The following is a 21,886-nucleotide window of genomic DNA, read 5'->3' on the forward strand; positions in this document are numbered from 1 at the left end:
GCTTAACGTCGCCCCATGCCGTCGCCGGTGAACGGCATTTCCAGCACCTCGGCCAGCCGGGCATAGCAATCGGGCAGGGTGGTGGCGTCGCTTTTCAACTGGGACAGGAAGGAATCGAGCAGCGGGTAATAGTGGATCGCTTCATCGACCGCCGGATCGGTCCCGCGCCGATAGGCCCCCAGCCGGATCAATTCGGCCATGTCCTCATAGGTGGCGAGCAGCGAGCGGGCGCGGCGGACCAGCGCGTTTTCCTCGTCGTTGTTGCAAGCGGGCATCGTTCGCGACACGCTGCGCAGGATGTTGACGGCGGGATAGCGGCCACGGTCGGCGATCGAGCGGTCGAGCACGATATGGCCGTCGAGAATGCCGCGCACCGCATCGGCAATCGGCTCGTTATGATCGTCGGCATCGACCAGCACGGTGAACAGTCCGGTGATCGAGCCTTGGCCCGCGCCGGGACCGGCCCGTTCCAGCAGCCGGGGCAATTCGGCGAACACGGTCGGGGTATAGCCCTTCGAGGCGGGGGGCTCGCCCGCCGACAGCGAAATCTCGCGCTGGGCCATCGCGAAGCGGGTGACCGAATCCATCATGCACAACACGTCGAGCCCCTGGTCGCGGAAATGTTCGGCGACGGTCAGGGTGACATAGGCGGCCTGGCGCCGCATCAGCGGGCTTTCGTCCGAGGTCGAGACCACCACCACGGCGCGTTTCAGCCCCTCGACCCCCAGATCGTCCTCGATGAATTCGCGGGCCTCGCGGCCGCGTTCGCCGATCAGCCCGATCACCGAGACGTCGGCCGAGGTGTTGCGCGCCATCATCGACAGCAGCGAGGATTTGCCGACGCCCGATCCGGCGAAGATGCCCATCCGCTGGCCCCGGCAGCAGGTGAGGAAGGTGTTGACCGCCCGCACCCCCAGATCAATCTTGCCCGCGACGCGAGAGCGCGAATGGGCAGGCGGCGGCGGGGTGCGGATCAGGCGGGGGGTGTCGCCGCTGGGCAGCGGTCCCAGCCCATCGACCGGCTCGCCAAAGCCGTTGATGACCCGGCCCAGCCAGCCATTGTCGGGAAAGATCACCGGGTCGGAATCCTGGACCTCGGTGCGGCAGCCAAGACCGATTCCTTCGATGGCCGAGAACGGCATCAGCAAGGCGCGGCCCTGGCGGAATCCGATCACTTCGCATATCACCCGCCGCCCGTCGCGCGCCACCACGGCACAGCGGTCGCCAACCGACAAGGTGCGCTGGATGCCGCCCGCTTCGAGCAGGAGTCCCTGGACTCCGGAGACGCGGCCATAGACCTGGATCGCCGGCACCCGCTCAATGTCGTTGATCAGATTGCGGACCAGGAATTTCACCGGACTCATCCCCATCTGTGAAGTGGTGCCACGTCGATACGGCACGAACTGGCCAGGATAAGCCATTCAGGTTAAAATATGGTGGAAGTCGACTCCACCAAGGTCGGGGACCGTTCCATGAGAGTTCTTGTTGTCGAGGACGATCCGCTGATGTCGCGCACGATCGAGGCGATGCTGCGATCCGAAGGCATGGTTGTCGATGTCACCGCCCTGGGCGAGGACGGGCTGGAAATCGGCAAGCTCTACGAGTACGACATCATCTTGCTCGATCTGTTGCTGCCCGACATGGACGGCTATGAGGTGTTGCGCCGTCTGCGCGCCGCCAAGATCGAGACGCCGGTGCTGATCTTGTCGGGGATGACCGACCCCGACAAGAAGATCAAGGGGCTGGGCTCGGGGGCCGACGATTACCTGACCAAGCCGTTCGATCGCGGCGAACTGGTCGCGCGGATCCAGGCAATCGTCCGCCGCTTCAACGGCCATTCCCAATCGGTGATCGTCACCGGGCGGCTGTCGGTCAATCTCGACGCCCGTACCGTCGCGGTCGGGGGCGAACCGCTCCACCTTACCGCCAAGGAATACGGCATTCTCGAATTGCTGTCGTTGCGCAAGGGCCAGACCCTGACCAAGGAACAGTTCCTCAACCATCTTTACGGCGGCATCGACGAGCCCGAACTGAAGATCATCGACGTCTTCATCTGCAAGCTGCGCAAGAAGCTTGCGGTCGCGACCGGAGGGGGCTCGTGCATCGAAACGGTGTGGGGGCGGGGCTATGTCCTGCGCGATCCCGACGCGCCCCGGATCGAGACCGAGCCGTCCCGCCGGGGCCGCTCGCCGCAGCATCCGTGATCGCCGCGCGGGGCGTGCGGGTGGGGGCGGGCTTCAGGGCCGGAAATCCCTGTCGTCGTGGCGGGATTAAAGGGTGCGGACGCGCCCGTACTGGACGAAATCGGTCCAGGTCCGTTCCAGCCGTTGCAGGGTATTGAGGGTCGAGGCGAGCTGATCCGGGGCCTGGGTGTCGGAATCGAGCGCGGTGGCCAGATCGTCCTGAAGGGTGCGGATCGCGGTGCACAGCGCCAGCCCCTTGTCGGTCAGGCGCAGGCGGACCGAGCGGCGGTCGTGGGGCGACCGTTCCTGGGTCAGGTAGCTGTTTTCGGTCAGCGCCTTGATGTTATAGGAGACGTTGGACCCGTGATAATAGCCGCGATCTTTCAGATCGCGGATCACGACTTCGTTGTCGCCGATATTATAGAGGAGAAGAGCCTGGACGGCATTGATGTCCTCGATGCCCAGACGGCGCATTTCCGTCCGCAGCACATCAAGGAAATGCCGGTGAAGTCTTTCGATCAGGCGGATGGTGTCGAGATATGTCTGAGTCACAGCGCAGACTATAAGGGGTTCTGCGAAGGCCGACAACAGCCGATTCTCATCCTGGGGCCGACATCATCGCGTCTCGTGACAGGGTGCGCGATCCGAGCTAGGGTAACCGGCTTTGGGGGATTGGGACGCGGGAGATGCCGGTAAACCGGGAAGACCTAGGCCGCACCAGCGATGTCTATGTGGCGTTCGCGTTCGCCGCTGCCGACGTCCTGGTCGAGATTGACGCTCGGGGGGAAACCGTGTTCGCGGTCGGCGCGGCGATGGCCCTGTTCGGGCGCGGCGCGCGCGGGCTGGTCGGCCAGTCCTTGCGGCGGATCGTCCATCCCTTGGACCAGCCGGTGTTCGACCGCGCCCTCGCCCAGATGGGGCAGGGCGAGCGGGTCCGCAACGCGCTGCTGCGGGTGCTGCGTCCCGACGGCAAAGCGGTCGAACTGACTTTGTCGGGCTATCGCAGCCCCAGCGACGCCGGGCACATCCTGTTGGCGCTGGGCCATCCCGGCGGGCTGCCAGCGGCGGCCCGGCTGGCGGGGACCAACCTGCTCGACCGCGACAGCTTCCAGGTGATGGCGACCCGGCTGATCGAAGGCGCCGATCCCGACGAACCCTATCAATTGTCCCTGGTCGAACTGCCCGATCTGCCCGCGTTGCATTCCGAAACGGGCGGGACGGGGCTGTCCGCCGCCTTCGCCGCCGAACTGGGGCAGCGGCTGCGGACGCTGTCGGTCGGCGGCGACGCCGTCGGCCAGATCGGCGACACCCGGTTCGGGGTGCTGCATGCCGCCTCGGTCTCGGCCGACGCGATCAGCGATTCGATCGCGCGGGCCGCGCAAACCGCTCTGCCCGACGCCCCGGCGATTTCGGCCCAGGTCTCCACTCTGGTGCTCGACGTCGCCGACATTCCGCCCGAAGAGGCGGCGCGCGCGCTGACCTACACCTTGAACCGCTTTGCCCGCGAGGCTCAGAACGGCGGCGATCTCGCCAGCCTGATGAAGGACATCCAGCCCCGCCTGTCCGAAACGGTGCGGCAGATGAACGATGTCCGCGAGACGGTCGAGACCGGCAGCTTCGACCTTGTGTTCCAGCCGATCGTCGATCTGTGGACCAATGCCGTTCATCATTTCGAATGTCTGGTCCGCTTCAAGGGCAACGACAATCTGTCGCCTTATGAGACGGTGGCGTTCGCCGAGGATGTCGGCATGGTCGGGATGCTTGATATCGCCCTGCTGGAGCGGGCGATCGAGATGATGCGCTCGCCCGTCGCCAACACCGAGTCGCTGCGTTTTGCGGTCAATCTGTCGGGGCGGTCGTTGTCCGATCCGGCGGTGGTGCGGCGGTTGCGCGAGATTCTCGCCACCACCGGCGACCTGCGCAAACGGCTGGTGTTCGAGATGACCGAATCCGCCGAAATTCTCGACCTCAAAGCGGTCAACGAGGTGATCCAGGGCATCCGCCAGATGGGGCACGAGGTCAGCATCGACGATTTCGGCGCGGGCAACGCCGCGTTTCATTATCTGCGGGCGTTGAAGGTCGATAACGTCAAGATCGACGGAAGCTATATCAAGGACGCGATGCGCAATGACGAGGACGTCTCGTTCATCAAGGCGATCGTCCAGCTTTGCACCGATCTTGGCGTCACCACCACCGCCGAATATGTCGAGGATCAGCAAACCGCCAATCTGCTGCGCCTGCTGAAGGTGCGCTATGGTCAGGGCTGGTATTTCGGCAAGCCCCAGCGTCCGGTCGGTGACGACATCCGCACCGCCTGGAAAACGCCGTCGTTGGAATGGCGCAAGGGGCTGTTGTACTTCAAGAGCGGAGCGGGCGGCGCGTGATGACCTCTTCCCCCAATCTCAACGGCGACATTCCGGTCGAATGTTGGATCGATCGCTGGCTTCCCGCCGCGTGGCGGCCCTATTGCCGCCTGATGCGGCTCGACCGTCCGATCGGCACCTGGCTGCTGTTGTTCCCCTGCTGGTGGAGCGCGGCGCTGGCCGCCGAGGGCTGGCCCGATCTCTGGCTGTTCGCTCTGTTTGCGATCGGCGCGGTGGTGATGCGAGGGGCCGGGTGCACCGTCAACGATTGGGCCGACCGCGATTTCGATGGCAAGGTCGCCCGCACCGCCGCCCGGCCGATTCCGTCGGGCGCGGTCAGTCCGCGTCAGGCCCTGTTGTTCCTGGTCGCCCAATTGCTGGTCGGGCTGCTGGTGCTGCTGCAACTGAACTGGTTCGCGATCGGGGTCGGCGCCGCCTCGCTGCTGCTGGTGTTCCCCTATCCCTTCATGAAGCGGATCACCTATTGGCCGCAGGCGTGGCTGGGCCTGACCTTCAATTGGGGCGCGCTGGTCGGCTGGGCGGCGGTGCGGGGCGATCTGACCCTCGCCCCGGTGCTGCTGTATATCGCCGGACTGTTCTGGACGCTGGGCTACGACACCATCTACGCCCACCAGGACAAGGAAGACGACATCCTGGTCGGGGTGAAATCGACCGCGCTGGCCTTGGGGGAAAACACCGTCGCCGCCCTGTGGGTCTTTTACGGGCTGGCGCTGATCCTGTTCGCCGCCGCCGGGTGGAGTGCCGGGCTGTCCTGGCCGTTCTGGCCGCTGCTGGGCGTTGCCGCCGCTCATCTGGCGTGGCAGGCCTGGCGGGTCGATATCGACGATTCGTCCGATTGCCTGGCGAAATTCAAGTCGAACCGTCATTTCGGCTGGCTGTTGCTGCTGGCGATCGTTGTCGGGCGGCTGGGGTAAGCGGTAGGCGCGGGCGGGGCAACGTGCGATAGTGCGACGATGAAACCAGCCCCCACGATCCGACCCCAGTCCCCGCCTGAGATCCGCGACCGCTGGCGGGCCGAAGCCGCGTGACGGCCCCGCTTCCGGTCGATCCCGCCGCGTTCATCCGCGCTCATACCCTCCCCACCAGCCCGCCCGCCTGTCCGGAAATCCGGATGTGGAGCGCCACCGAGATCACCCCGATCTGGGAGGCGACCGAGGCGTGGCTGGAGGCGCACGGCGTGTCCCCGCCTTATTGGGCGTTCTGCTGGGCCGGAGGGCAGGCGTTGACCCGCTGGGTGTTGGACAATCCGGCCGAGGTGGCCGGGCTGCGGGTGCTCGATTTCGCCGCCGGATCGGGGGTGACGGCGATCGCCGCCGCGATGTGCGGCGCGGCGCGGGTCGAAGCCGCCGAGATCGACCCGCTGGCCTGTGCCGCGATCGCGCTGAATGCCGAGTTGAACGGGGTCACGGTCGATCTGGTCGAGGGCGATCTGGTCGGGTCGCCCTGCCGCTGGGATCTGGTCGTGGCCGGCGACGTCTGCTACGAGGCCCCGATGACCGCCCACATCTGGCCGTGGCTGAAAAGTCTGGCCGCCAGTGGTGCCAGGGTCATCCTGGCCGATCCCGGACGGGCCTATCTTCCCCGCGTCGGGCTGCGACGGCTGGCCGACTACAGCGTCGTTACCAGTCTGGAACTGGAGGACCGCAGCCAGCGCGAGGTGTCGATCTATACTCTGGCCGGATGAACCCCGGGAGCCCTTCTCCACCGTCGTCTTTTCCGCTATTCTCCCCGGCGATCATGGACGAATGGGTCGTCCATCGGGGCAACATTTGGTTTCGGGGGATACGAGATGTCTGAGTCTGAGGGTACCGGACGCGAATTGCAGAGCGTGAGCCAGGAGCCCGCCCTGCCGGCTGAAAAGACGATCAATCTCGCGCAGAGCGATGTGCTTGACCTCTCCGGTCTCGACGAGACGCAGATCTCCGAGATCAAGCAGCAGCAGGCCGAAGGGATTGTCGCCGTCCAGGTCAAGGCCGCCGAAAAGAAGCTTGACGTGACCGCTCTCGATGCCGCGCTGACCTCCTTCACCGAGCAGACCGCCCGCGCGGTCGAAGCTGGCACCCATGCCACGATCCAGCATTCCCAGACCAGCTCGATCGGCAAGACCGAAGTGGTGATTGGCAACACCGAGCGCGCCGCCTCGGGCAAGGTGTCGTCGAGCAGCGACAGCCTCCAGAACAACAGCCTGACCATCCTGGGCGTGATCGGTATCGTCATCATCCTGTTGGCGGTGTTCGCCAAGGGCGGCTGATCGCGCCGATACCTGATTTAGTCTCCCGTGAAAAAGTCCCTCGCTGTCGCTCGGTGTACTTTTTCCCGTTGGATTAAAAGGAGAAAAATGGGCTAGGGGCGGCCCAGCGCCCATTTTTCGTGTTATACGTTTCACCAGCCTTGCGCCACTTAAGCGCGCAAAACTGGTGAAATCCAGCCTCCGAAGCCGTGGGCGTCGCCCATCGGCCTCGGAGGGAACCAAATCCATCCCCGCGCGGAAAGCTTGATTGAGCACGGGGATTCTTTTTGAACCGGGGAAAAGTACACTGAGGCCAAAGGCCGAAGGACTTTTTCACGACTGACGATTTACGGATGCGCCGGGGATGGGCGCGCCCGCCGGTCATGGACCGCGCCGGGTGCCGCTTCGGGGGATTATCACAGAACCGGTCGAATCAAGCGGGAGGGGCACCCCCTCCCGCTTTTCTTTTGTGCGCCGAAAGGTACCCGTAAAGGTATAGTTTTCCCATCTTCCCTTGAATCCAGTCCCAAAGATATACATCATATTGACTGGAATGGCCGCAGTGCTGTTCGATCGTCTGGCATAGGCAAGGGGAGATTCGGGATGAGACGTTCAGGCATGGCCGTTGTGGTGGCGGTGCTGGCGGGTCTGGCGTCGGCGCCGGCTCTGGCGGCGGGAGAAAAGGGCACCGCCGACGAGGCGGTCGCGATGACCCGCAAGGCGGTGGCGTTTCTGGCCAAGGAGGGACCGGATGCGGCGTTTGCCGCCTTTACCGGCAAGGACGCCCGGTTTACCGACCGCGATCTCTACGTCATCGTGTACGGCCAGGACGGCAAATGTCTGGCCCACGGTGCCAATCCCAAGCTGGTCGGCAAGGATCTGATCGAGAATCAGGACACCGACGGCAAGTTCTATATCCGCGAGCGGGTCGAGTTGGCCCGCTCCAAGCCGTCTTTCTGGCAGGATTATAAATTCACCAATCCGGCGACGAAGAAAATCGAGCCGAAATCGACCTATTGCGAGACGGCGGCCGACAAGATCGTCTGCGTCGGCATCTACAAATAGCGCATGGCATGGCATGGCTTTGGCCCCGGACGGGATCTCCCGTCCGGGGCACGGGGCGCTCTGCTGAGCCGGTTTCATTGACGATGGATTGGGGTGGGAGGCTGCGATGGGTTGGGTCAATGACATGAGTATCCGGGTCAAGGTGTCGCTGGCTCCCGCTTTCATCGGATTGGTGCTGATCGGCCTGTCGATCAATGGTGCGGTGACGTTAAGCGGGGTGCTGAATCAGGTCGAGACCGACCGGACGATGGTGGAAAACGTCGCCAAGATCGACGATTTCACCATGAAAATCCTTGGGATCAAATCGACCCTGTACCGCCTGCTGGCCATTGCGTCGAACGAAACCGACGAGGCCAAGGTGGCGAAGATGTCGAAGGATGCGCTGGCCGGGCTGGAGGCGATGGCGCAGCCGCTTCAGCAATTGCGCCAGACTTCGCAGGACCTGGGGGTTGATGCGGCACTGATCGACGAGGCGGTCAAGCGGCAGGTCGCCTTTTTGAAGGCCGCCCATGTCGTCGCCGATATGGTCGAATCCGATGTCGGTACCGCCTTGACGATGATGGGGCCGACCGACCGCGCTTCGCAGGCGGCCGAGCAGAGCCTGAAGACGCTGAACGAAACGATTGATCGTGCCCGGGCCGCGACCCTGGCCGAGGGGGCGCACGCGATGGAAGCGGAGCGCAGCGCCTTCGTCATTCTGGCGGTGGTGGCGGTGGTGGTCGGGGCGGTGATGGCGCTGTTGCTGTCCCTGCGGATCGTCGGCCCGATCCAAATCTTGACCCAATCAATGGGGCGGCTGGCCGAACGCGATTACAGCTTCGAGATCCCGTCGCGCGAGCAAAAGGACGAGGTCGGCCAGATGGCCCGCGCCGTCGAGGTGTTCCGTGACGGAATGATCCGGGCCGACCGTGCCTCCGCCGAGGCCGAGGCATCGCGGCAGCGGCGCGAGGATCGTGTCCGCGCCATCGAGGCTCTGACCGGGACGTTCGACCGCGAGGTCGGTTCGGCGCTGGGAGTGGTCGAAGGCGCTGTCGGCGAATTGCAGGGGACCGCCCGCCATATGGCCGACACGGCCAACCAGACCAGCCAGCAAGCCGAAATCGTCGCCCAGGCGACAACCCAGGCCTCGGGCAGCGTCCAGACCGTCGCGTCCGCCGCCGAGGAATTGTCGGCCTCGATCGCCGAGATTGCCCGTCAGGTCGAGCAATCGTCACGGATCGCCGGGACCGCCGCCACCGAAGCGGAACGGACGGATTCGACCGTGCGCGGGCTGTCGGACAGTTCGACCCGGATCGGCGACGTCGTCAATCTGATCAGCGATATCGCCTCGCAGACCAACCTTCTCGCGCTCAACGCGACGATCGAGGCGGCGCGGGCGGGCGAGGCGGGCAAGGGCTTTGCCGTCGTCGCCAACGAGGTCAAGAACCTCGCCAACCAGACGGCACGGGCGACCGAGGAGATTTCGACCCAGATCGGCGCGGTTCAGGGCGCGACCGAACGGGTGGTCGCCGACATCGCCACGATCGTCGCCCGGATTCAGGAGATCAACGGGATCGCCGGGGCGATCGCCGCCGCCGTCGAAGAGCAATCGGCGGCCACCGCCGAGATCGCCCGCAATATCCAGCAGGCGGCGGTCGGCACCGGTCAGGTCAGCGAGACGATCGGCCGCGTCACCCAGGCTGCCGCCGAATCCGGGCAAGCCTCGACCAAAGTGCTGGATTCCGCCGGAGCGCTGACCCGTGAATCGACCCATCTGAAGGAACTGGTCGAAGGATTCGTCTCGGAAATGCGGTCGGTGCGCTGATAAATCGCGCCCGGTGAGAACGCGGGCTTGATTCGTCCCGGCCGATTTGCTATTCCCCTGTCTCCCCGACGGCACAGGTCCGGAGGGAGCCAGGGTTTGCGGCCATGGCGGAATTGGTAGACGCGCAAGCTTGAGGTGCTTGTGGGGTAACTCCCGTGGAAGTTCGAGTCTTCTTGGCCGCACCACCTTACGACCCCAGGCCCGCCGGTTCGCCCCGGCGGGCCTTGTCGTTTCCGGCGGACCCTTTGCGCGGAGGCGCTGTTGACCCCCGACGAAATCCTTGCCCGAGTGTTGTACCGCGATCAGGACGTGATCGTGCTCGACAAGCCGGCCGGGCTGGCGGTCCATGCCGGTCCGGGGACCACCGATCATCTTGAGCTTTATCTCGATCCGTTGCGCTTTGGCTGGAGCCAGAACCCGCGTCTGGCCCACCGGCTCGACCGCGACACCTCGGGTTGCCTGATCCTCGGCCGCCACGACAAGGCGCTGAAGCGGCTGGGGCGGATGTTCGAGACCCACCGGATCGAGAAGGTCTATTGGTCGGTCTGTGTCGGCCTGCCGCCGCAGCCGCGCGGCCGGATCGAGGCGCCCTTGCTGAAACTGTCCGAGCCGGGGCGGGGCTGGCGGGTCCGGGTCGATCCCGCCGGGCAACGCGCGGTGACCGATTGGGTGGTGCTGGGCCAGGGTGGCGGCCTGTGCTGGGTCGAGTGGCGGCCGCGCACCGGGCGAACCCACCAGATCCGCGCCCATGCCGCTCATCTCGGCTGTCCGTTGCTGGGCGATGCCGTCCACGGCCTCGATCCCGCTCCGTCGGTTCCGCTGCATCTGCACTCGCGCGCGGTGACGATTCCGCCGCTGTCCCCCTCGCGTCCGCCGATCGAAGCCCACTGCGTGCCGCCGATGGCCCTGCGCGCTGCACTGGAGCTATGCGGTGCGCCGGGGGCCGCCCTGCCTTGACACCCGTTCGCGGCGGGGGGACTCTTTCCAGATCATTTGGGGGGGGAGACGCGACCGATGGCCTATTTCGATCATATCATTGCGTGTAACCGACATGACCTGTCGCGGTTTCGTCCCTTCGTGGTCGACGGTGCCGTGATCGGGCGGATTCGCCACGACGTCGCCCATCGGCTGGCGCAGTATCCGGAAGTGTTCCGGGTCAACCGCGACGGGGTAACGCTGCATCCGCTGCTGGCCAGCCCGGACGAGCGCACCCTGGCGGTCAATGAGGTCGCCGCCGACCTCAATCGCGACTGGGGTACCCCCGCCCTGCGGGGCGAGATGTACCGGGTGGCGGTCCAGTTCGGTGCGGCGCCGCTGATGAGCATTGATCGCGGTGTCGTCAGCCTGTTCGGCATCCGCGCCTTTGGGGTGCACGTCAACGGCATCGTCCGCCGTCCCGAGGGCGAGTTTCTGTGGATCGGCCGCCGCGCCGCCGACAAGAGCGTTGCGCCGGGGGCACTCGACAACATGGTCGCCGGAGGCCAGCCGTCCGGGTTGACCCTGTTCGACAATCTGCTGAAGGAAGCGGCGGAAGAGGCCGACGTTCCCCCCGCTCTGGCCGCCACCGCCCGTCCGGTCGGGGCGGTGTCCTATTGCATGGAAGACGAATGGGGCCTGAAGCCCGACGTGATGTATTGCTACGATCTTGAGCTTCCGGACGCGTTCGTGCCCCGCAACACCGACGGCGAGATCGACGAATTCACCCTGATGTCGGTGGTCGAGGTGGCCCGATTGGTCCGCGACACCAACCGGTTCAAATTCAACGTCAATCTGGTCATCATCGACTTTCTGATCCGCCACGGCTATTTGTCGCCCGATACTGAACCGGCCTATCTTGACCTGATTGCCGGTCTGAGGCGCGGCGAGGGCTGACCGCAGGGGCGGGACGGACGATCCGATCCCAGTCCGGGCCGATGGGGGGAGACGGCGCCGATGCGTCTGTTGTTCGCTCTGTGTGTCGCGTTGGGGTTCGGCGCCATGCTGGTCGGGTCGGCCGTCGTCGCGCCGCGATCCTCCTCGGCTCCGGTCTGGTCGGGGGCGGATGGACGGGTGCGCGGCTGGGAGGCGGCGGCTGCGTCTTCTCCCGCTGCCCCGGATTTCGAGCCGGAGGAATCCGAGGAAACGACTTGTCCGGACTGGCGGTTGCGGCAATAAAAAATGACCGTGCCGGCTGAGGCGTTTATTTCCCCTGTATCTGCGCCTGCGTATTTTTACTTAATTCGACCTTTTGATCGCTGATTGGTTGTGCCCCCTTGACCCTGTTGAGGGGGGCTGTGGTGCCGCCGTGTTTGGCCTTCCCTCCATCCTGCCAACGAACAGTGGTTATTCTTGTGCGCTGCGGTAAGAAAGGGTGGGTGTTCTTTCCCTCGTTCGGGTTGATTTTGCGATCCAAAGTCATTGCTCCAAAGGCGTCGCGGGTCTATGGTCGCACCTCTTTAGAGGCGGCGGCACGGCGGCCGTCCGTCATATCAAGTCAGGGAGACGGGATCAGATGAGCGGACCAGGGATTCCCAGCGGATTGACGACAAATACCAAGTTGCTGGGGTGGATTGAAGAGATGGCGCTTTTGTGCCGTCCCGACAGTATTCACATCTGTGACGGCTCCCAGGCCGAGTACGATGCCCTGTGCGCGAAAATGGTCGCGAGTGGCACGATGATCCGGCTCAATCCGGATCTGCGCCCCAACAGCTATCTGTCGCGCTCCGACCCCCGAGACGTTGCCCGGGTCGAGGACCGAACTTTTATTTGCTCCTTGAATCGCAACGATGCCGGTCCGACCAACAATTGGGTCGATCCGAAGGAAATGAAGGCCCGGATGCGGCCGCTGTACGATGGCTGCATGCAGGGCCGCACCATGTACGTGGTGCCGTTCTCGATGGGTCCGCTCGGCTCGTCCATCGCCCATATCGGCGTCGAGATCACCGACAGCCCCTATGTCGCCACCAACATGCGGATCATGACCCGCACGGGCAAGGCGGTGCTCGACCTGCTCGGCACCGATGGCGAGTTCGTCCGTTGCCTCCACTCGGTCGGTCAGCCGCTCAGCCCCGGTCAGGCCGATGTGCCGTGGCCGTGCAACCCGGAAAACATCCACATCACCCACTTCCCCGAAGAGCGCCAGATCTGGTCGTTCGGTTCGGGCTACGGCGGCAACGCCCTGCTGGGCAAGAAGTGCTTCGCGCTGCGCATCGCCTCGGTGATGGCGCGTGACGAAGGCTGGCTGGCCGAGCACATGCTGATCGTCGGCGTCGAGAATCCCGAGGGTGAAAAGACCTATGTCGCCGCCGCCTTCCCGTCGGCTTGCGGCAAGACCAACTTCGCGATGCTGGTCCCGCCGAAGGGTTTCAACGGCTGGAAGATCTGGACCGTCGGCGACGACATCGCCTGGATCAAGCCCGGCACCGATGGCCGCTTCCATGCCATCAATCCCGAGGCCGGTTTCTTCGGCGTTGCCCCCGGCACCGGGGCCAAGACCAACCCGAGCGCCATCGCCGCCTGCGCCAGCAACTCGATCTTCACCAATGTCGGTCTGACCGACGATGGCGACGTGTGGTGGGAAGGCTTGAGCGAAGAGCCCCCGGCCCATCTGATCGATTGGCGCGGCAATGATTGGACTCCGGCCAGCGAAAGCCCGGCGGCCCATCCCAACGCCCGCTTCACCGCTCCGGTCAATCAGTGCCCGAGCGTCGATCCCGCGTGGGAGAACCCGGCTGGCGTGCCGATTTCGGCCTTCATCGTCGGTGGCCGTCTGTCGAAGAACGCCCCGCTGGTGACCCAGGCCTTCAATTGGGCCCATGGCGTCTATCTCGGTGCGACGATGGGGTCGGAAGCGACCGCCGCCGCCGTCGGCCAGGCCGCCATCCGCCGCGATCCCTTCGCCATGCTGCCGTTCTGCGGCTACAACATGGCCGATTACTTCAACCATTGGCTCAACATGGGCCGTGCGGTGAAGAACCCGCCGCCGATCTTCCGCGTCAATTGGTTCCGCAAGGGTGCCGATGGCAAGTTCATGTGGCCGGGCTATGGCGAGAACATGCGCGTGCTGAAGTGGATCGTCGATCGCGTCCATGGCCGCGCCCGCGCCGTCGAATGCCCGATCGGCTTGGTCCCGACCTATCAGGACATCGAATGGTCCGGCCTCGATTATTCGAGCGAGACCTTCAAGGAACTGATGCGGATCGACCGCGAGGCCGGTGTCGCCGACGCCCGCAGCCAGGAAGATTTGTTCGACAAGTTCCTGGACCGCGTGCCGAAGGAGATGCTGTTCGAGCGCGAGATGCTGAAGTCTCGCCTGTGGCGCGCTCCGGCGGTGTGGGAGCTGGCCAGCGAGGTCGAATAGACCCCGCCGTCAGGCTGCTGCAATTATTCAGGGAAGGGGTCGGAAGCAATCGCTTCCGACCCCTTCTTTTTGGTGTACTCCCCGTTCTGACCGCGACCGGGGGCTTTGCTGTAGCGACAAGCGTCCCAATATACGTTTTGATAATGGACGGCGGCGGGTTTCCGTCGGTCCCCCCTCCTTGGGCCGTTTCCCGACGGATGCGGCGTGAGACAACTCTGGATCAGAGCGCCCGTGATCGCACGGAACGGGCGCAAGGAGCGGCTGTTGGCACCTGTTTCCCAGACCGTTGACACGTCTTGTCGAGGAGCCGCCGATTGCGGCGACCTTGGCATCTGCATCGACCGCCAAGGACGATGGTTCTATCACGGCTCACCGATCGCGCGGCGCGAGATGGTCTGCCTGTTCGCCGGGATGATGTGCCGGGCCGAGGACGGCGGCTATCTGCTGGCGACGCCAGACGAGGTGGGACGGATCGAGGTCGAGGACGTTCCCTTTCTTGCCGTCGAGATGTTCGTCTGCGGCTGCGGCCGCGAGGCGACGATCTCGTTTCGCACCAATGTCGATGCGATCGTCACCCTGGATGCCGACCATCCGTTGCGGGTGGTCGAAAATCCCGAGACCGGCGAGCCGTCGCCCTATGTCCTGGTCGGCGACGGACTGGAAGCGCGGCTGACCCGATCCGTGTATTATGATTTGGTGGCCCGGGGGTGGGAGGAAGACCTGGGAGGTGAAAGGGTTCATGGCTTATGGAGCAGAGGGACGTTCTTTCCGCTGGGACGGCTGGACGATCATCCCGGTTGACCGCCGAAACGATTGCCGGACGTCTGGCCCGGCGCGATGGCACCGCCCTGCGCGGTGACGTCGAATTTTCCGCTTCTCCGCTTGCCCCTGACTCTCCGACCGCCCCGGTTCCGGCGGCGGTGCTGGTGCCGCTGGTCGATCGCCCCGGCGAGATGACCGTGCTGCTGACCAGGCGTACCCAGCATCTGGTCAACCATCCCGGCCAGATCAGCTTTCCCGGCGGTCGGTTCGACCCCGAGGACGCGGGCGACCCGGTCGTTTGCGCCCTGCGCGAAACCACCGAGGAAGTCGGGCTCGATGCCGAGCGCGTCCGCGTGCTGGGTCGGCTCGACCGCTATGTCACCGGCACCGGCTTTCTGATTACCCCGGTGGTCGGGCTGGTCCGCCCGCCCTTCACCCTGGTCCCCGATCCGTTCGAGGTCGCCGACGTGTTCGAGGTGCCGCTGGCCTTCATCCTCGACCCCGCCAATCATCGCCATCATGTCTGCGTCGATGGCGGGCGGAGCCGGTCGTTCTGGGCGATGAATTGGGGCGAGTCCCTGATCTGGGGCGCAACCGCCGGAATGCTGGTCAATCTGTCCGAGGTGCTGGCGGATGGTGGCGGCTGACCCGGTCCCGTCGGAGGGGCCGTCCTTACGCTCCCTGGCCGAGCCGATCGGCCAATTGTCGCCGCAGGACTGGATGCAGGCGGAGGAGACCCGCGCGGTGATCGCGGCGCTTTCCGCCGACGGTGCCCCGGTGCGCTTCGTCGGCGGCTGTGTTCGCGATTCGGTGCGCAATCGTCCGGTCCACGATATCGACATCGCCACCCCCGATCCGCCCGAACGGGTGCTGGCCCTGCTCGACGATGCCGGGATCCGGGCGATTCCGACCGGGCTGGCGCACGGCACCGTCACCGCTTTGATCGGCGATGCCCACTTCGAGATCACCACCCTGCGCCGCGACGTCGCCACCGACGGCCGCCACGCCCAGGTCGCCTTCACCGACGATTGGGTCGCCGATGCCGCCCGGCGCGACTTCACCATCAACGCCCTGTCGGCCGATCCGGCGGGCCGCATCTTCGATCCGTTCAACGGTCTGGCCGATCTGGGCGCGGGGCGGGTCTGCTTCGTCGGCAATCCGCTGCGGCGGATCGAGGAAGACACGCTGCGGTTGCTGCGCTTTTTCCGCTTTCACGCCTTTTATGGCCGGGGCGCCGCCTGCGACCCCGCCGCTCTGGCCGCCTGCCGTCAGATGGCGCCGCGTCTGGCCGATCTGTCGGGCGAGCGGGTCGCCGCCGAATTGTTGCGGCTGCTGGGGGCCGACGATCCGGCGACGATCCTGCTGGTGATGCAGGGAGTGGGGGTGCTGGCGGTGATCCTGCCCGAGGGCGAGGACATCACCCGGCTGCGCCAACTGGCCTGGCTGGAGCGGCGCGGGCTGGTCCGCCCCGACATCCGCCCCGATCCGCTGCGGCGGCTGGCGGCGCTGCTGGGGCCGGACCCGGCGGCGGCGCGGGCGGTCGCGGCCCGGCTGAAACTATCGGGAGCCGACCGCGACCGGCTGGTGGCGCTGGCCGCCCCAATGGTCGCGATGACGCCCGCCCTTGAGCCCGCCGCCCGGCGTCGGGCGCTTCGCCACCTGGGGCGCGATCTGGTCCGCGATCTGGTGTTGCTGGCCTGGGCGCGGCACCGGATCGGGTTGGTCCATGCCGATCCGGTCGATAGTTCGGGCTGGGTCGCCCTGCTCGATCAGGCCGCCGCCTGGGAGCCGGTCGCGTTGCCGCTGCGGGGGCGCGACCTGCTGGCGCTGGGTGTCCCGGCCGGGCCGGAGGTCGGGATTATGCTCGCCCGCCTCGACCAATGGTGGGAGGACAAGGATTTCCGCCCGACGCGGGACGAGTGCCTGGAGGCGGCGCGGCGGGCGGTGGCGGGATCGTTATAGGAATTTCAGCGCGACGAAGCCGCCGATCAACAGCACGATGAAAAGGGTGGTGACCAGGGTCAGCCGCTTTTCGACGAAATCGCGGATCGGCGGGCCAAAGCGCCACAGCAGCGCCGCGACCAGGAAGAACCGCATCCCACGGGCGACGATCGAGGCAAAGGTGAAGTGGGCCAGATCGAAATCGAACGCCCCGGCGGTGATTGTCACCAGCTTGTAGGGGATCGGAGTCATCCCCTTGACGATGATGAACCACACCCCCCATTCGTCGATGATCGGCTTCAAGGCGTAAAATTTGTCGGTCAGATGGAAGGCCGACAAAATCGCGGCGCCGATCGTATCCATCGCGAAATAGCCGATGGCATAGCCGAGATAACCGCCCAGAACCGAGGAAATCGTGCAAACCAGGGCGATCCGCCACCATTGAGTCGGCGCGGCCAGCACCATCGGAATCAACATGATGTCGGGCGGAATCGGAAAGACCGAGCTTTCGATGAACGATACCGCTGCCAGCCACCAGAGAGCGTGGCGATGGGACGCCTTGGCCATCATCTGGTTATACATAGCCTTCAACATCACATCACCTCTTGAGGGAGAGTGCCGGTCTTACCAGTCGGGGCCGGGGACGGCAACACCGGCCGACCGAGCGGCCTTGTCTTTTTGCCTGCGGCCCGGCACCCTTGCCGGTATCAGGGGAGGCTTGATTCAATGCGCGCTGCGGTCGCGGCGGGAATGACGATGCTGGTCGCGGGATCGGCGGTGGCGGCGGACCCGGCGATCCTGGCCGAGCTGGCCGCCGGGCTCGATCCGCTGTCGCTGGCGGTGGGGGCGGGTCTGGCCGTTCCGGCTTTGGCTGGGATGGGCTGGCTGCGCTGGCGGCTGAGGGCGGCACGGCGGGTGGCAGAGACGGCCGGGCTCGAGTCCGAGCGGCTGCGCCGCGGGCTTCAGGCGGCACCCGACGGGTTCTATGGCTGGATCGCGGGGGGCGAGATCTGTTCGCGCCGTCTGGCGGTGCTGCTGGGGCTGGCGCGCGGCACCGAGGCCGGGTTCGCCGAGATGCTGGAAGCCTTTGCCGCCGTCGATGCCGCCCGGCTGGACGCGGCGGTGGCGCGACTGCGTGGCGAGGGCGAGGGCTTCGACCTCGAACTGGCGCTGCATGACGGGTCGCGCCGGGTACGGGCGGTGGGGGTGCGGGCCGACGCTCCCGACGGCGACGAGGCGGCGGCAGGGGCGCTGGTGTGGGTCCAGGACGTCACCGAGGCGGCGTCGGCGCTGGCCGATCTGACCCGGCAACTGAGCGTCGCCACCGCCGCCCGCGAGCGGCTGGAGGGGCTGATTGATGCCGCGCCGATGCCGGTATGGGTGCGCGACGACGATCTGTCGTTGGTTCAGGTCAACCGCGCCTATGCCGAGGCGGTCGAAGCCGACGCGGCGGCGGCGGCGGTGGCGGGACAGATCGAACTGGCGTCCGGCGCAATGGTGCGCGAGGCCCGCGCCCTGGCCGCGCGTGCCCGGGCTGCGGGCGAGCGGCGCGCCGAGACCTTCCACCTTGTCCTGGGTGGGCAGCGCCGTCTGGCCGAGATCACCGAATCTCCCTTCGCCGTCGCAGGCGGGCTGCTGACCGGCGGATTCTGCGTCGATCTGACCCGGATCGAGGAGCTTCAGGCCGAACTCGACCGCCATATCGGCGCCCAGGCCGAGGTGCTGGAGCGCCTCGCCACCGCGATCGCGATCTACACGCCCGACACAAGGCTGGCCTTTTTCAACACCGCGTTCACCCGGCTGTGGCGGCTCGACCGCGACTGGCTGGCGACCCAGCCGACCCGGGGCGCGGTGCTGGACGCCCTGCGCGAGCGCCGCCTGCTGCCCGAGGTCGCCGATTTCCGCGCCTACAAGGACAGCGAGCTGAAGCGTTTCGTCTCGCTGATCGACGCCGACGAAACCCTGCTGCATCTGCCCGACGGCCGCACCCTGCGCCAGATGATCTCGGCCCACCCCCATGGCGGGCTGATCTTCACCATCGAGGACGTCACCGACACCCTGGCGCTGGAACGCTCGTTCAACACCGTGTTGGCGGTGCAGCGGGAAACCCTCGACCATCTCCATGAAGGGGTGGCGGTGTTTCGCGGCGACGGACGGCTGAGCCTGTCCAACCCCGCCTTCGCCCGGATTTGGGCGCTCGACCCCGCCGAACTGGGGGCCGAGCCGCATCTGTCCGACCTGATCGCGGCGCTGGGGGGCTATTTCGAGGGCCGCCCGGACCGCGCCTCGGACTGGCCGGCGGTGCACGAACGGCTGCTGGCGCTGTTCCGCGACCGGGTGCCGCGCGCCGGACGGCTGGAGCGACAGGACGACACCGTCGTCGATTACGCCTCGGTGCCGCTGCCCGACGGGGCGATGCTGCTGACCTGTCTCGACGTCACCGATTCGGTGCGGGTCGAGCGGGCCTTACGCGAGCGCAACGAGGCGCTGGCCGCCGCCGACCGGCTGAAAAGCGAATTCATCGCCAATGTCTCGGCCGAGGTGCGCCAGCCGCTGACCGCGCTGATCGGCTTTGCCGAGATGCTGGCGGCCGAATATGTCGGCCCGTTGGTCGAGCGGCAGAAGGATTACGTGCGCGGCATCGTCGATGCCGGGCACGGGCTGGAGACGTTGATCGCCGACATCCTTGACCTTGCCGCGATCGAGGCCGGGCAGATGACGCTGGAACTCGACACCGTCGATATCCATCCGTTGCTGACGGCGGTGCTGGGGCTGGCGCGCGAGCGGCTGCGGGAAAAGAAGCTGGCGCTCGATCTCGATTGTCCGCTCGATATCGGCTGGCTGGTCGCCGACGAGCGGCGGCTGAAGCAGGTTCTGTTCAACCTGATCGGCACCGCGATCAAGCGCGCACCGCCGGGGGGGCGGATCGCGGTGCGGGCCGAACGCCGTCCCGCCGAAATCGCCTTTATCGTCAGCGACGGGGCGTCCGAGCCGATGGCCGAGGCCGGTCCCGGTCTGGCCCTGGTCGAACGCTTTGTCGAGCGCCATGGCGGCCGGGTCGAATCCGCCTTCACCGCCGCCGACGGCAGCGTCGTCACGGTCCGGTTGCCCACCGGTACGGCGGCATGACGATATAACTTATACTAAAAGTCCAGGGGGGGTTTTCACTCCGTCTCGGTGCGGCCATCATGCGGCGCACACCCTCTCGCGTGAAGGTAACAAGGACGATGAGGCATCCGGCGCAGTTCCTGGGTCTGTTTCTGCTGGTCTGGCTGGCCCTGGTTCCGCCGGTCCTGGCGGCCGATGTCGTCGTCGAGACTTTTTCGGTTTCGTCGTCCCAGTCGGGGATCGACCTTTATCTCCGCAACAAGCACCGCGACGGCACGGTCGAGGCGAAAGCGGAGAAGACGGTGCTGTTCCTCCACGGCGCCTCCTATCCGGCCCACACCGCGTTCGATCTGCCGATCGAGGGGCGGAGCTGGATGGACTGGCTGGCGGCACGCGGCTATGACGTCTACAGCCTTGATCTCCGGGGCTATGGCCGCTCGGGCCGCCCGCCCGAGATGTCCCAGGCCGCCGAGGCCAACCGTCCGGTGGTCGATACCGCCCAGGCGGTCGAGGATGTCACCCGCGCCGTCGATTTCATCGCGTCGCGCCGGGGCGTGTCGAAGGTGGTGCTGATCGGCTGGTCATGGGGCGCGACCGTCGCCGGTCTTTATGCGACCCAACTGCCCGACCGGGTCGAACGGCTGGTGCTCTATGCGCCGCAATGGCTGCGCGAGGGTCCGGCGCCCTCCGAGGCCGAGATCGCCCGCGTCCCGGCCTGGCGCCAGATCGACCCCCGCGACGCCCGCGATATCTGGCTGAAATCGGTTCCGGCCGACCGCCGCGACAGCGTGTTGCCCAAGGCGGTGTTCCTGGAGTGGCTGAAGGCGACGCTGGCCAGCGATCCCGCTCCCCCCGCGCCGGGAACGGTGCGGGCTCCCAACGGGGTGGTGCTCGACACGATGCGCTATTGGGCGGCGGGCAAGCCGCGCTGGAACCCCGAGCGGCTGTCGGTCCCCGCCCTGGTGATCCAGGGTGAGTGGGATTCCGAGGCTCCTCCGGCGATGGGGATGGCGCTGTTCAACCATCTGACCCGCTCGCCGTTCAAACGCTATGTGATGGTCGGCGGCGCCACCCATGCCGCTCTGTTCGAAAGCAACCGGGTCCAGCTCTATAGCGCGGTTCAACAATTTCTCGAAGACCCCATCCGGTGAGTTCCCCCGTTACCGCCTATCTTGCCGCGCCGGGATTCGAGGCCGATCTGCGCGCCGAACTGGGCGATGTCGCCGCCGAATACGGACGGTTGATGCTGGCCCCCGGCCCGGCGCGGCCCGCCGCCTGGGCGCTCAACATCTGGCGCGATCCGGTCGAGATCGAGGCCGGGTCGATCGGGGCGGCGGCCAAGGCGCTGCGGGCGATCCAGCGCAATTGGTGGCCCTATGCCTTTCATCTCCACCGCCGGACCGGATTGCTGGTCGAGAAGCTGCCCAAGGTCTCGGCCAAGCCGCTCGAATTCGGCCAGCTTGCGCCGGCCGCGCCGCTCGGTTCGTTCGTCTGGCTCGACGAGGGGCGGCTGCTGGCGGCGGCGGATTGTTCCAGCCGCTTTCCCAATGGCGAGGTGGGCTTTGTCGAAGACCGCGCCCTGCCGCCCAACCGCGCCTATCTGAAGCTGTGGGAGGCGCTGACCCTGGCCGGGCGGCGGCCCGGTCCGGGCGAGGTCTGCCTTGATCTGGGCGCCAGCCCCGGCGGCTGGACCTGGGTGTTGGCCTCGGGCGGGGCAAATGTGATCGCGATCGACAAGGCGCCGCTGGCTCCCTCGATCGCGGCGCTGCCGACCGTCACCTGCCGCCAGGAAAGCGCCTTCGGCCTTGACCCCGCCGCGATCGGTCCAATCGATTGGCTGTGTTCGGACGTGATCTGTTACCCCGAGCGGCTGTTGCGGCTGGTCGAGCGCTGGCGCGAATCCGGGCTGGCGCGCAATTTCATCTGTACCCTGAAATTCCAGGGCGAAACCGACCATGCCGTCGCCGCCCGCTTTGCCGCGGTGCCGGGGTCGCGGCTGCTCCATCTCTCGCATAACAAGCACGAACTGACCTGGATGCTGATCGCGGAAGACGGGCAGCCCTAGACCAA

Annotated in this window: 20 protein-coding genes and 1 tRNA gene; 18 read left to right on the top strand and 3 right to left on the bottom strand. The window is 66.2% G+C overall.

The features are described from left to right. Window positions 1-2: 2 nt before the first annotated feature. Window positions 3-1,364, bottom strand: a complete 1,362-nt coding sequence (gene fliI / locus BLW40_RS13655; RefSeq protein ID WP_139305602.1) for a flagellar protein export ATPase FliI — start codon at window positions 1,362-1,364, stop codon at window positions 3-5. Window positions 1,365-1,472: 108 nt separating this feature from the next. Between fliI and ctrA the strand changes: the two genes are divergently transcribed. Next, window positions 1,473-2,204 carry a response regulator transcription factor CtrA gene (gene ctrA, locus BLW40_RS13660; RefSeq protein WP_074769655.1) on the top strand — a complete coding sequence of 244 codons (732 nt, stop codon included), beginning with the start codon at window positions 1,473-1,475 and terminating at the stop codon, window positions 2,202-2,204. Window positions 2,205-2,270: 66 nt separating this feature from the next. On the opposite strand, the gene BLW40_RS13665 is transcribed toward ctrA, so the two are convergent. After that, window positions 2,271-2,735 (bottom strand): MarR family winged helix-turn-helix transcriptional regulator, encoded by a 465-nt coding sequence (locus BLW40_RS13665; protein ID WP_074769505.1) that lies wholly within the window; start codon window positions 2,733-2,735, stop codon window positions 2,271-2,273. Window positions 2,736-2,869: 134 nt separating this feature from the next. Here BLW40_RS13665 and BLW40_RS13670 point away from each other — a divergent pair, with 134 nt between their 5' ends. The 14 genes from BLW40_RS13670 (at window position 2,870) to BLW40_RS13735 (ending at window position 16,729) form a co-directional block, all read left to right on the top strand. Further along, entirely contained in the window at window positions 2,870-4,567 is a 1,698-nt protein-coding gene (locus BLW40_RS13670) for an EAL domain-containing protein (RefSeq protein ID WP_074769507.1), read from the top strand. Next, window positions 4,567-5,481: a 4-hydroxybenzoate octaprenyltransferase gene (ubiA, locus tag BLW40_RS13675; protein WP_074769509.1), complete on the top strand. Its 915-nt coding sequence runs from the start codon at window positions 4,567-4,569 to the stop codon at window positions 5,479-5,481. The genes BLW40_RS13670 and ubiA overlap by 1 nt, the downstream gene beginning before the upstream one ends. A 110-nt stretch (window positions 5,482-5,591) precedes the next feature. Continuing rightward, window positions 5,592-6,251, top strand: coding sequence for a class I SAM-dependent methyltransferase (locus BLW40_RS13680; RefSeq protein WP_074769511.1), 660 nt, complete (start codon window positions 5,592-5,594; stop codon window positions 6,249-6,251). A 105-nt stretch (window positions 6,252-6,356) separates the two neighbouring features. Beyond that, window positions 6,357-6,818 carry a hypothetical protein gene (locus BLW40_RS13685; RefSeq protein ID WP_074769513.1) on the top strand — a complete coding sequence of 154 codons (462 nt, stop codon included), beginning with the start codon at window positions 6,357-6,359 and terminating at the stop codon, window positions 6,816-6,818. A gap of 582 nt (window positions 6,819-7,400) precedes the next feature. Further along, entirely contained in the window at window positions 7,401-7,862 is a 462-nt protein-coding gene (locus tag BLW40_RS13690) for a cache domain-containing protein (protein WP_074769515.1), read from the top strand. 106 nt (window positions 7,863-7,968) lie between these two features. Next, on the top strand, window positions 7,969-9,666 hold the full coding sequence (locus BLW40_RS17810) for a methyl-accepting chemotaxis protein (RefSeq protein WP_074769517.1): 1,698 nt from the start codon (window positions 7,969-7,971) through the stop codon (window positions 9,664-9,666). A gap of 98 nt (window positions 9,667-9,764) precedes the next feature. After that, window positions 9,765-9,851 (top strand) — tRNA-Leu (locus BLW40_RS13700). Window positions 9,852-9,927: 76 nt separating this feature from the next. After that, a complete protein-coding gene (locus tag BLW40_RS13705; protein WP_074769519.1) occupies window positions 9,928-10,623 on the top strand; it encodes an RluA family pseudouridine synthase in 696 nt (231 codons plus the stop codon). 57 nt (window positions 10,624-10,680) lie between these two features. Next, the gene (locus BLW40_RS13710) at window positions 10,681-11,538 is read left to right on the top strand and encodes a DUF4743 domain-containing protein (RefSeq protein ID WP_074769520.1); all 858 of its coding nucleotides are present in this window, start codon (window positions 10,681-10,683) and stop codon (window positions 11,536-11,538) included. A 60-nt stretch (window positions 11,539-11,598) separates the two neighbouring features. Next, window positions 11,599-11,820: a hypothetical protein gene (locus tag BLW40_RS13715; protein ID WP_074769522.1), complete on the top strand. Its 222-nt coding sequence runs from the start codon at window positions 11,599-11,601 to the stop codon at window positions 11,818-11,820. A gap of 337 nt (window positions 11,821-12,157) precedes the next feature. Beyond that, the gene (locus BLW40_RS13720; RefSeq protein WP_074769524.1) at window positions 12,158-14,005 is read left to right on the top strand and encodes a phosphoenolpyruvate carboxykinase (GTP); all 1,848 of its coding nucleotides are present in this window, start codon (window positions 12,158-12,160) and stop codon (window positions 14,003-14,005) included. A gap of 264 nt (window positions 14,006-14,269) precedes the next feature. After that, window positions 14,270-14,806 carry a DUF1285 domain-containing protein gene (locus BLW40_RS13725; RefSeq protein ID WP_074769657.1) on the top strand — a complete coding sequence of 179 codons (537 nt, stop codon included), beginning with the start codon at window positions 14,270-14,272 and terminating at the stop codon, window positions 14,804-14,806. Continuing rightward, window positions 14,803-15,414 carry a CoA pyrophosphatase gene (locus BLW40_RS13730; RefSeq protein ID WP_425283720.1) on the top strand — a complete coding sequence of 204 codons (612 nt, stop codon included), beginning with the start codon at window positions 14,803-14,805 and terminating at the stop codon, window positions 15,412-15,414. Before BLW40_RS13725 ends, BLW40_RS13730 begins: the two co-directional genes overlap by 4 nt. Continuing rightward, window positions 15,401-16,729, top strand: coding sequence for a CCA tRNA nucleotidyltransferase (locus BLW40_RS13735; RefSeq protein WP_074769528.1), 1,329 nt, complete (start codon window positions 15,401-15,403; stop codon window positions 16,727-16,729). Before BLW40_RS13730 ends, BLW40_RS13735 begins: the two co-directional genes overlap by 14 nt. Here BLW40_RS13735 and BLW40_RS13740 read toward each other — a convergent pair. Continuing rightward, window positions 16,724-17,302, bottom strand: a complete 579-nt coding sequence (locus BLW40_RS13740; RefSeq protein ID WP_074769530.1) for a YqaA family protein — start codon at window positions 17,300-17,302, stop codon at window positions 16,724-16,726. The genes BLW40_RS13735 and BLW40_RS13740 overlap by 6 nt on opposite strands. 132 nt (window positions 17,303-17,434) lie before the next feature. On the opposite strand from BLW40_RS13740, the gene BLW40_RS13745 reads away from it, so the two are divergent. The 3 genes from BLW40_RS13745 to BLW40_RS13755 all read left to right on the top strand — a co-directional run bounded on the left by BLW40_RS13745 (window position 17,435) and on the right by BLW40_RS13755 (window position 21,881). Continuing rightward, on the top strand, window positions 17,435-19,837 hold the full coding sequence (locus tag BLW40_RS13745) for a PAS domain-containing sensor histidine kinase (RefSeq protein WP_280139917.1): 2,403 nt from the start codon (window positions 17,435-17,437) through the stop codon (window positions 19,835-19,837). A 98-nt stretch (window positions 19,838-19,935) separates the two neighbouring features. Then, complete coding sequence (locus tag BLW40_RS13750) at window positions 19,936-20,967, top strand: alpha/beta hydrolase (RefSeq protein ID WP_074769532.1); 1,032 nt, start codon at window positions 19,936-19,938, stop codon at window positions 20,965-20,967. Next, entirely contained in the window at window positions 20,964-21,881 is a 918-nt protein-coding gene (locus BLW40_RS13755; RefSeq protein WP_074769534.1) for an SAM-dependent methyltransferase, read from the top strand. The genes BLW40_RS13750 and BLW40_RS13755 overlap by 4 nt, the downstream gene beginning before the upstream one ends. Window positions 21,882-21,886: the final 5 nt, after the last annotated feature.

The organism is Magnetospirillum fulvum (genome assembly GCF_900108475.1).
Lineage (GTDB): Bacteria > Pseudomonadota > Alphaproteobacteria > Rhodospirillales > Magnetospirillaceae > Phaeospirillum > Phaeospirillum fulvum_A.

What these genes read in the sequence shown, in the direction of transcription:
- fliI (WP_139305602.1), bottom strand. Translation starts at nt 1,364, where the DNA reads ATGAGTCCGGTGAAATTCCTGGTCCGCAATCTGATCAACGACATTGAG.
- ctrA (WP_074769655.1), top strand. Translation starts at nt 1,473, where the DNA reads ATGAGAGTTCTTGTTGTCGAGGACGATCCGCTGATGTCGCGCACGATC.
- BLW40_RS13670 (WP_074769507.1), top strand. Translation starts at nt 2,870, where the DNA reads ATGCCGGTAAACCGGGAAGACCTAGGCCGCACCAGCGATGTCTATGTG.
- ubiA (WP_074769509.1), top strand. Translation starts at nt 4,567, where the DNA reads ATGACCTCTTCCCCCAATCTCAACGGCGACATTCCGGTCGAATGTTGG.
- BLW40_RS13685 (WP_074769513.1), top strand. Translation starts at nt 6,357, where the DNA reads ATGTCTGAGTCTGAGGGTACCGGACGCGAATTGCAGAGCGTGAGCCAG.
- BLW40_RS13690 (WP_074769515.1), top strand. Translation starts at nt 7,401, where the DNA reads ATGAGACGTTCAGGCATGGCCGTTGTGGTGGCGGTGCTGGCGGGTCTG.
- BLW40_RS17810 (WP_074769517.1), top strand. Translation starts at nt 7,969, where the DNA reads ATGGGTTGGGTCAATGACATGAGTATCCGGGTCAAGGTGTCGCTGGCT.
- BLW40_RS13710 (WP_074769520.1), top strand. Translation starts at nt 10,681, where the DNA reads ATGGCCTATTTCGATCATATCATTGCGTGTAACCGACATGACCTGTCG.
- BLW40_RS13715 (WP_074769522.1), top strand. Translation starts at nt 11,599, where the DNA reads ATGCGTCTGTTGTTCGCTCTGTGTGTCGCGTTGGGGTTCGGCGCCATG.
- BLW40_RS13720 (WP_074769524.1), top strand. Translation starts at nt 12,158, where the DNA reads ATGAGCGGACCAGGGATTCCCAGCGGATTGACGACAAATACCAAGTTG.
- BLW40_RS13735 (WP_074769528.1), top strand. Translation starts at nt 15,401, where the DNA reads ATGGTGGCGGCTGACCCGGTCCCGTCGGAGGGGCCGTCCTTACGCTCC.
- BLW40_RS13740 (WP_074769530.1), bottom strand. Translation starts at nt 17,302, where the DNA reads ATGTTGAAGGCTATGTATAACCAGATGATGGCCAAGGCGTCCCATCGC.
- BLW40_RS13745 (WP_280139917.1), top strand. Translation starts at nt 17,435, where the DNA reads ATGCGCGCTGCGGTCGCGGCGGGAATGACGATGCTGGTCGCGGGATCG.
- BLW40_RS13750 (WP_074769532.1), top strand. Translation starts at nt 19,936, where the DNA reads ATGAGGCATCCGGCGCAGTTCCTGGGTCTGTTTCTGCTGGTCTGGCTG.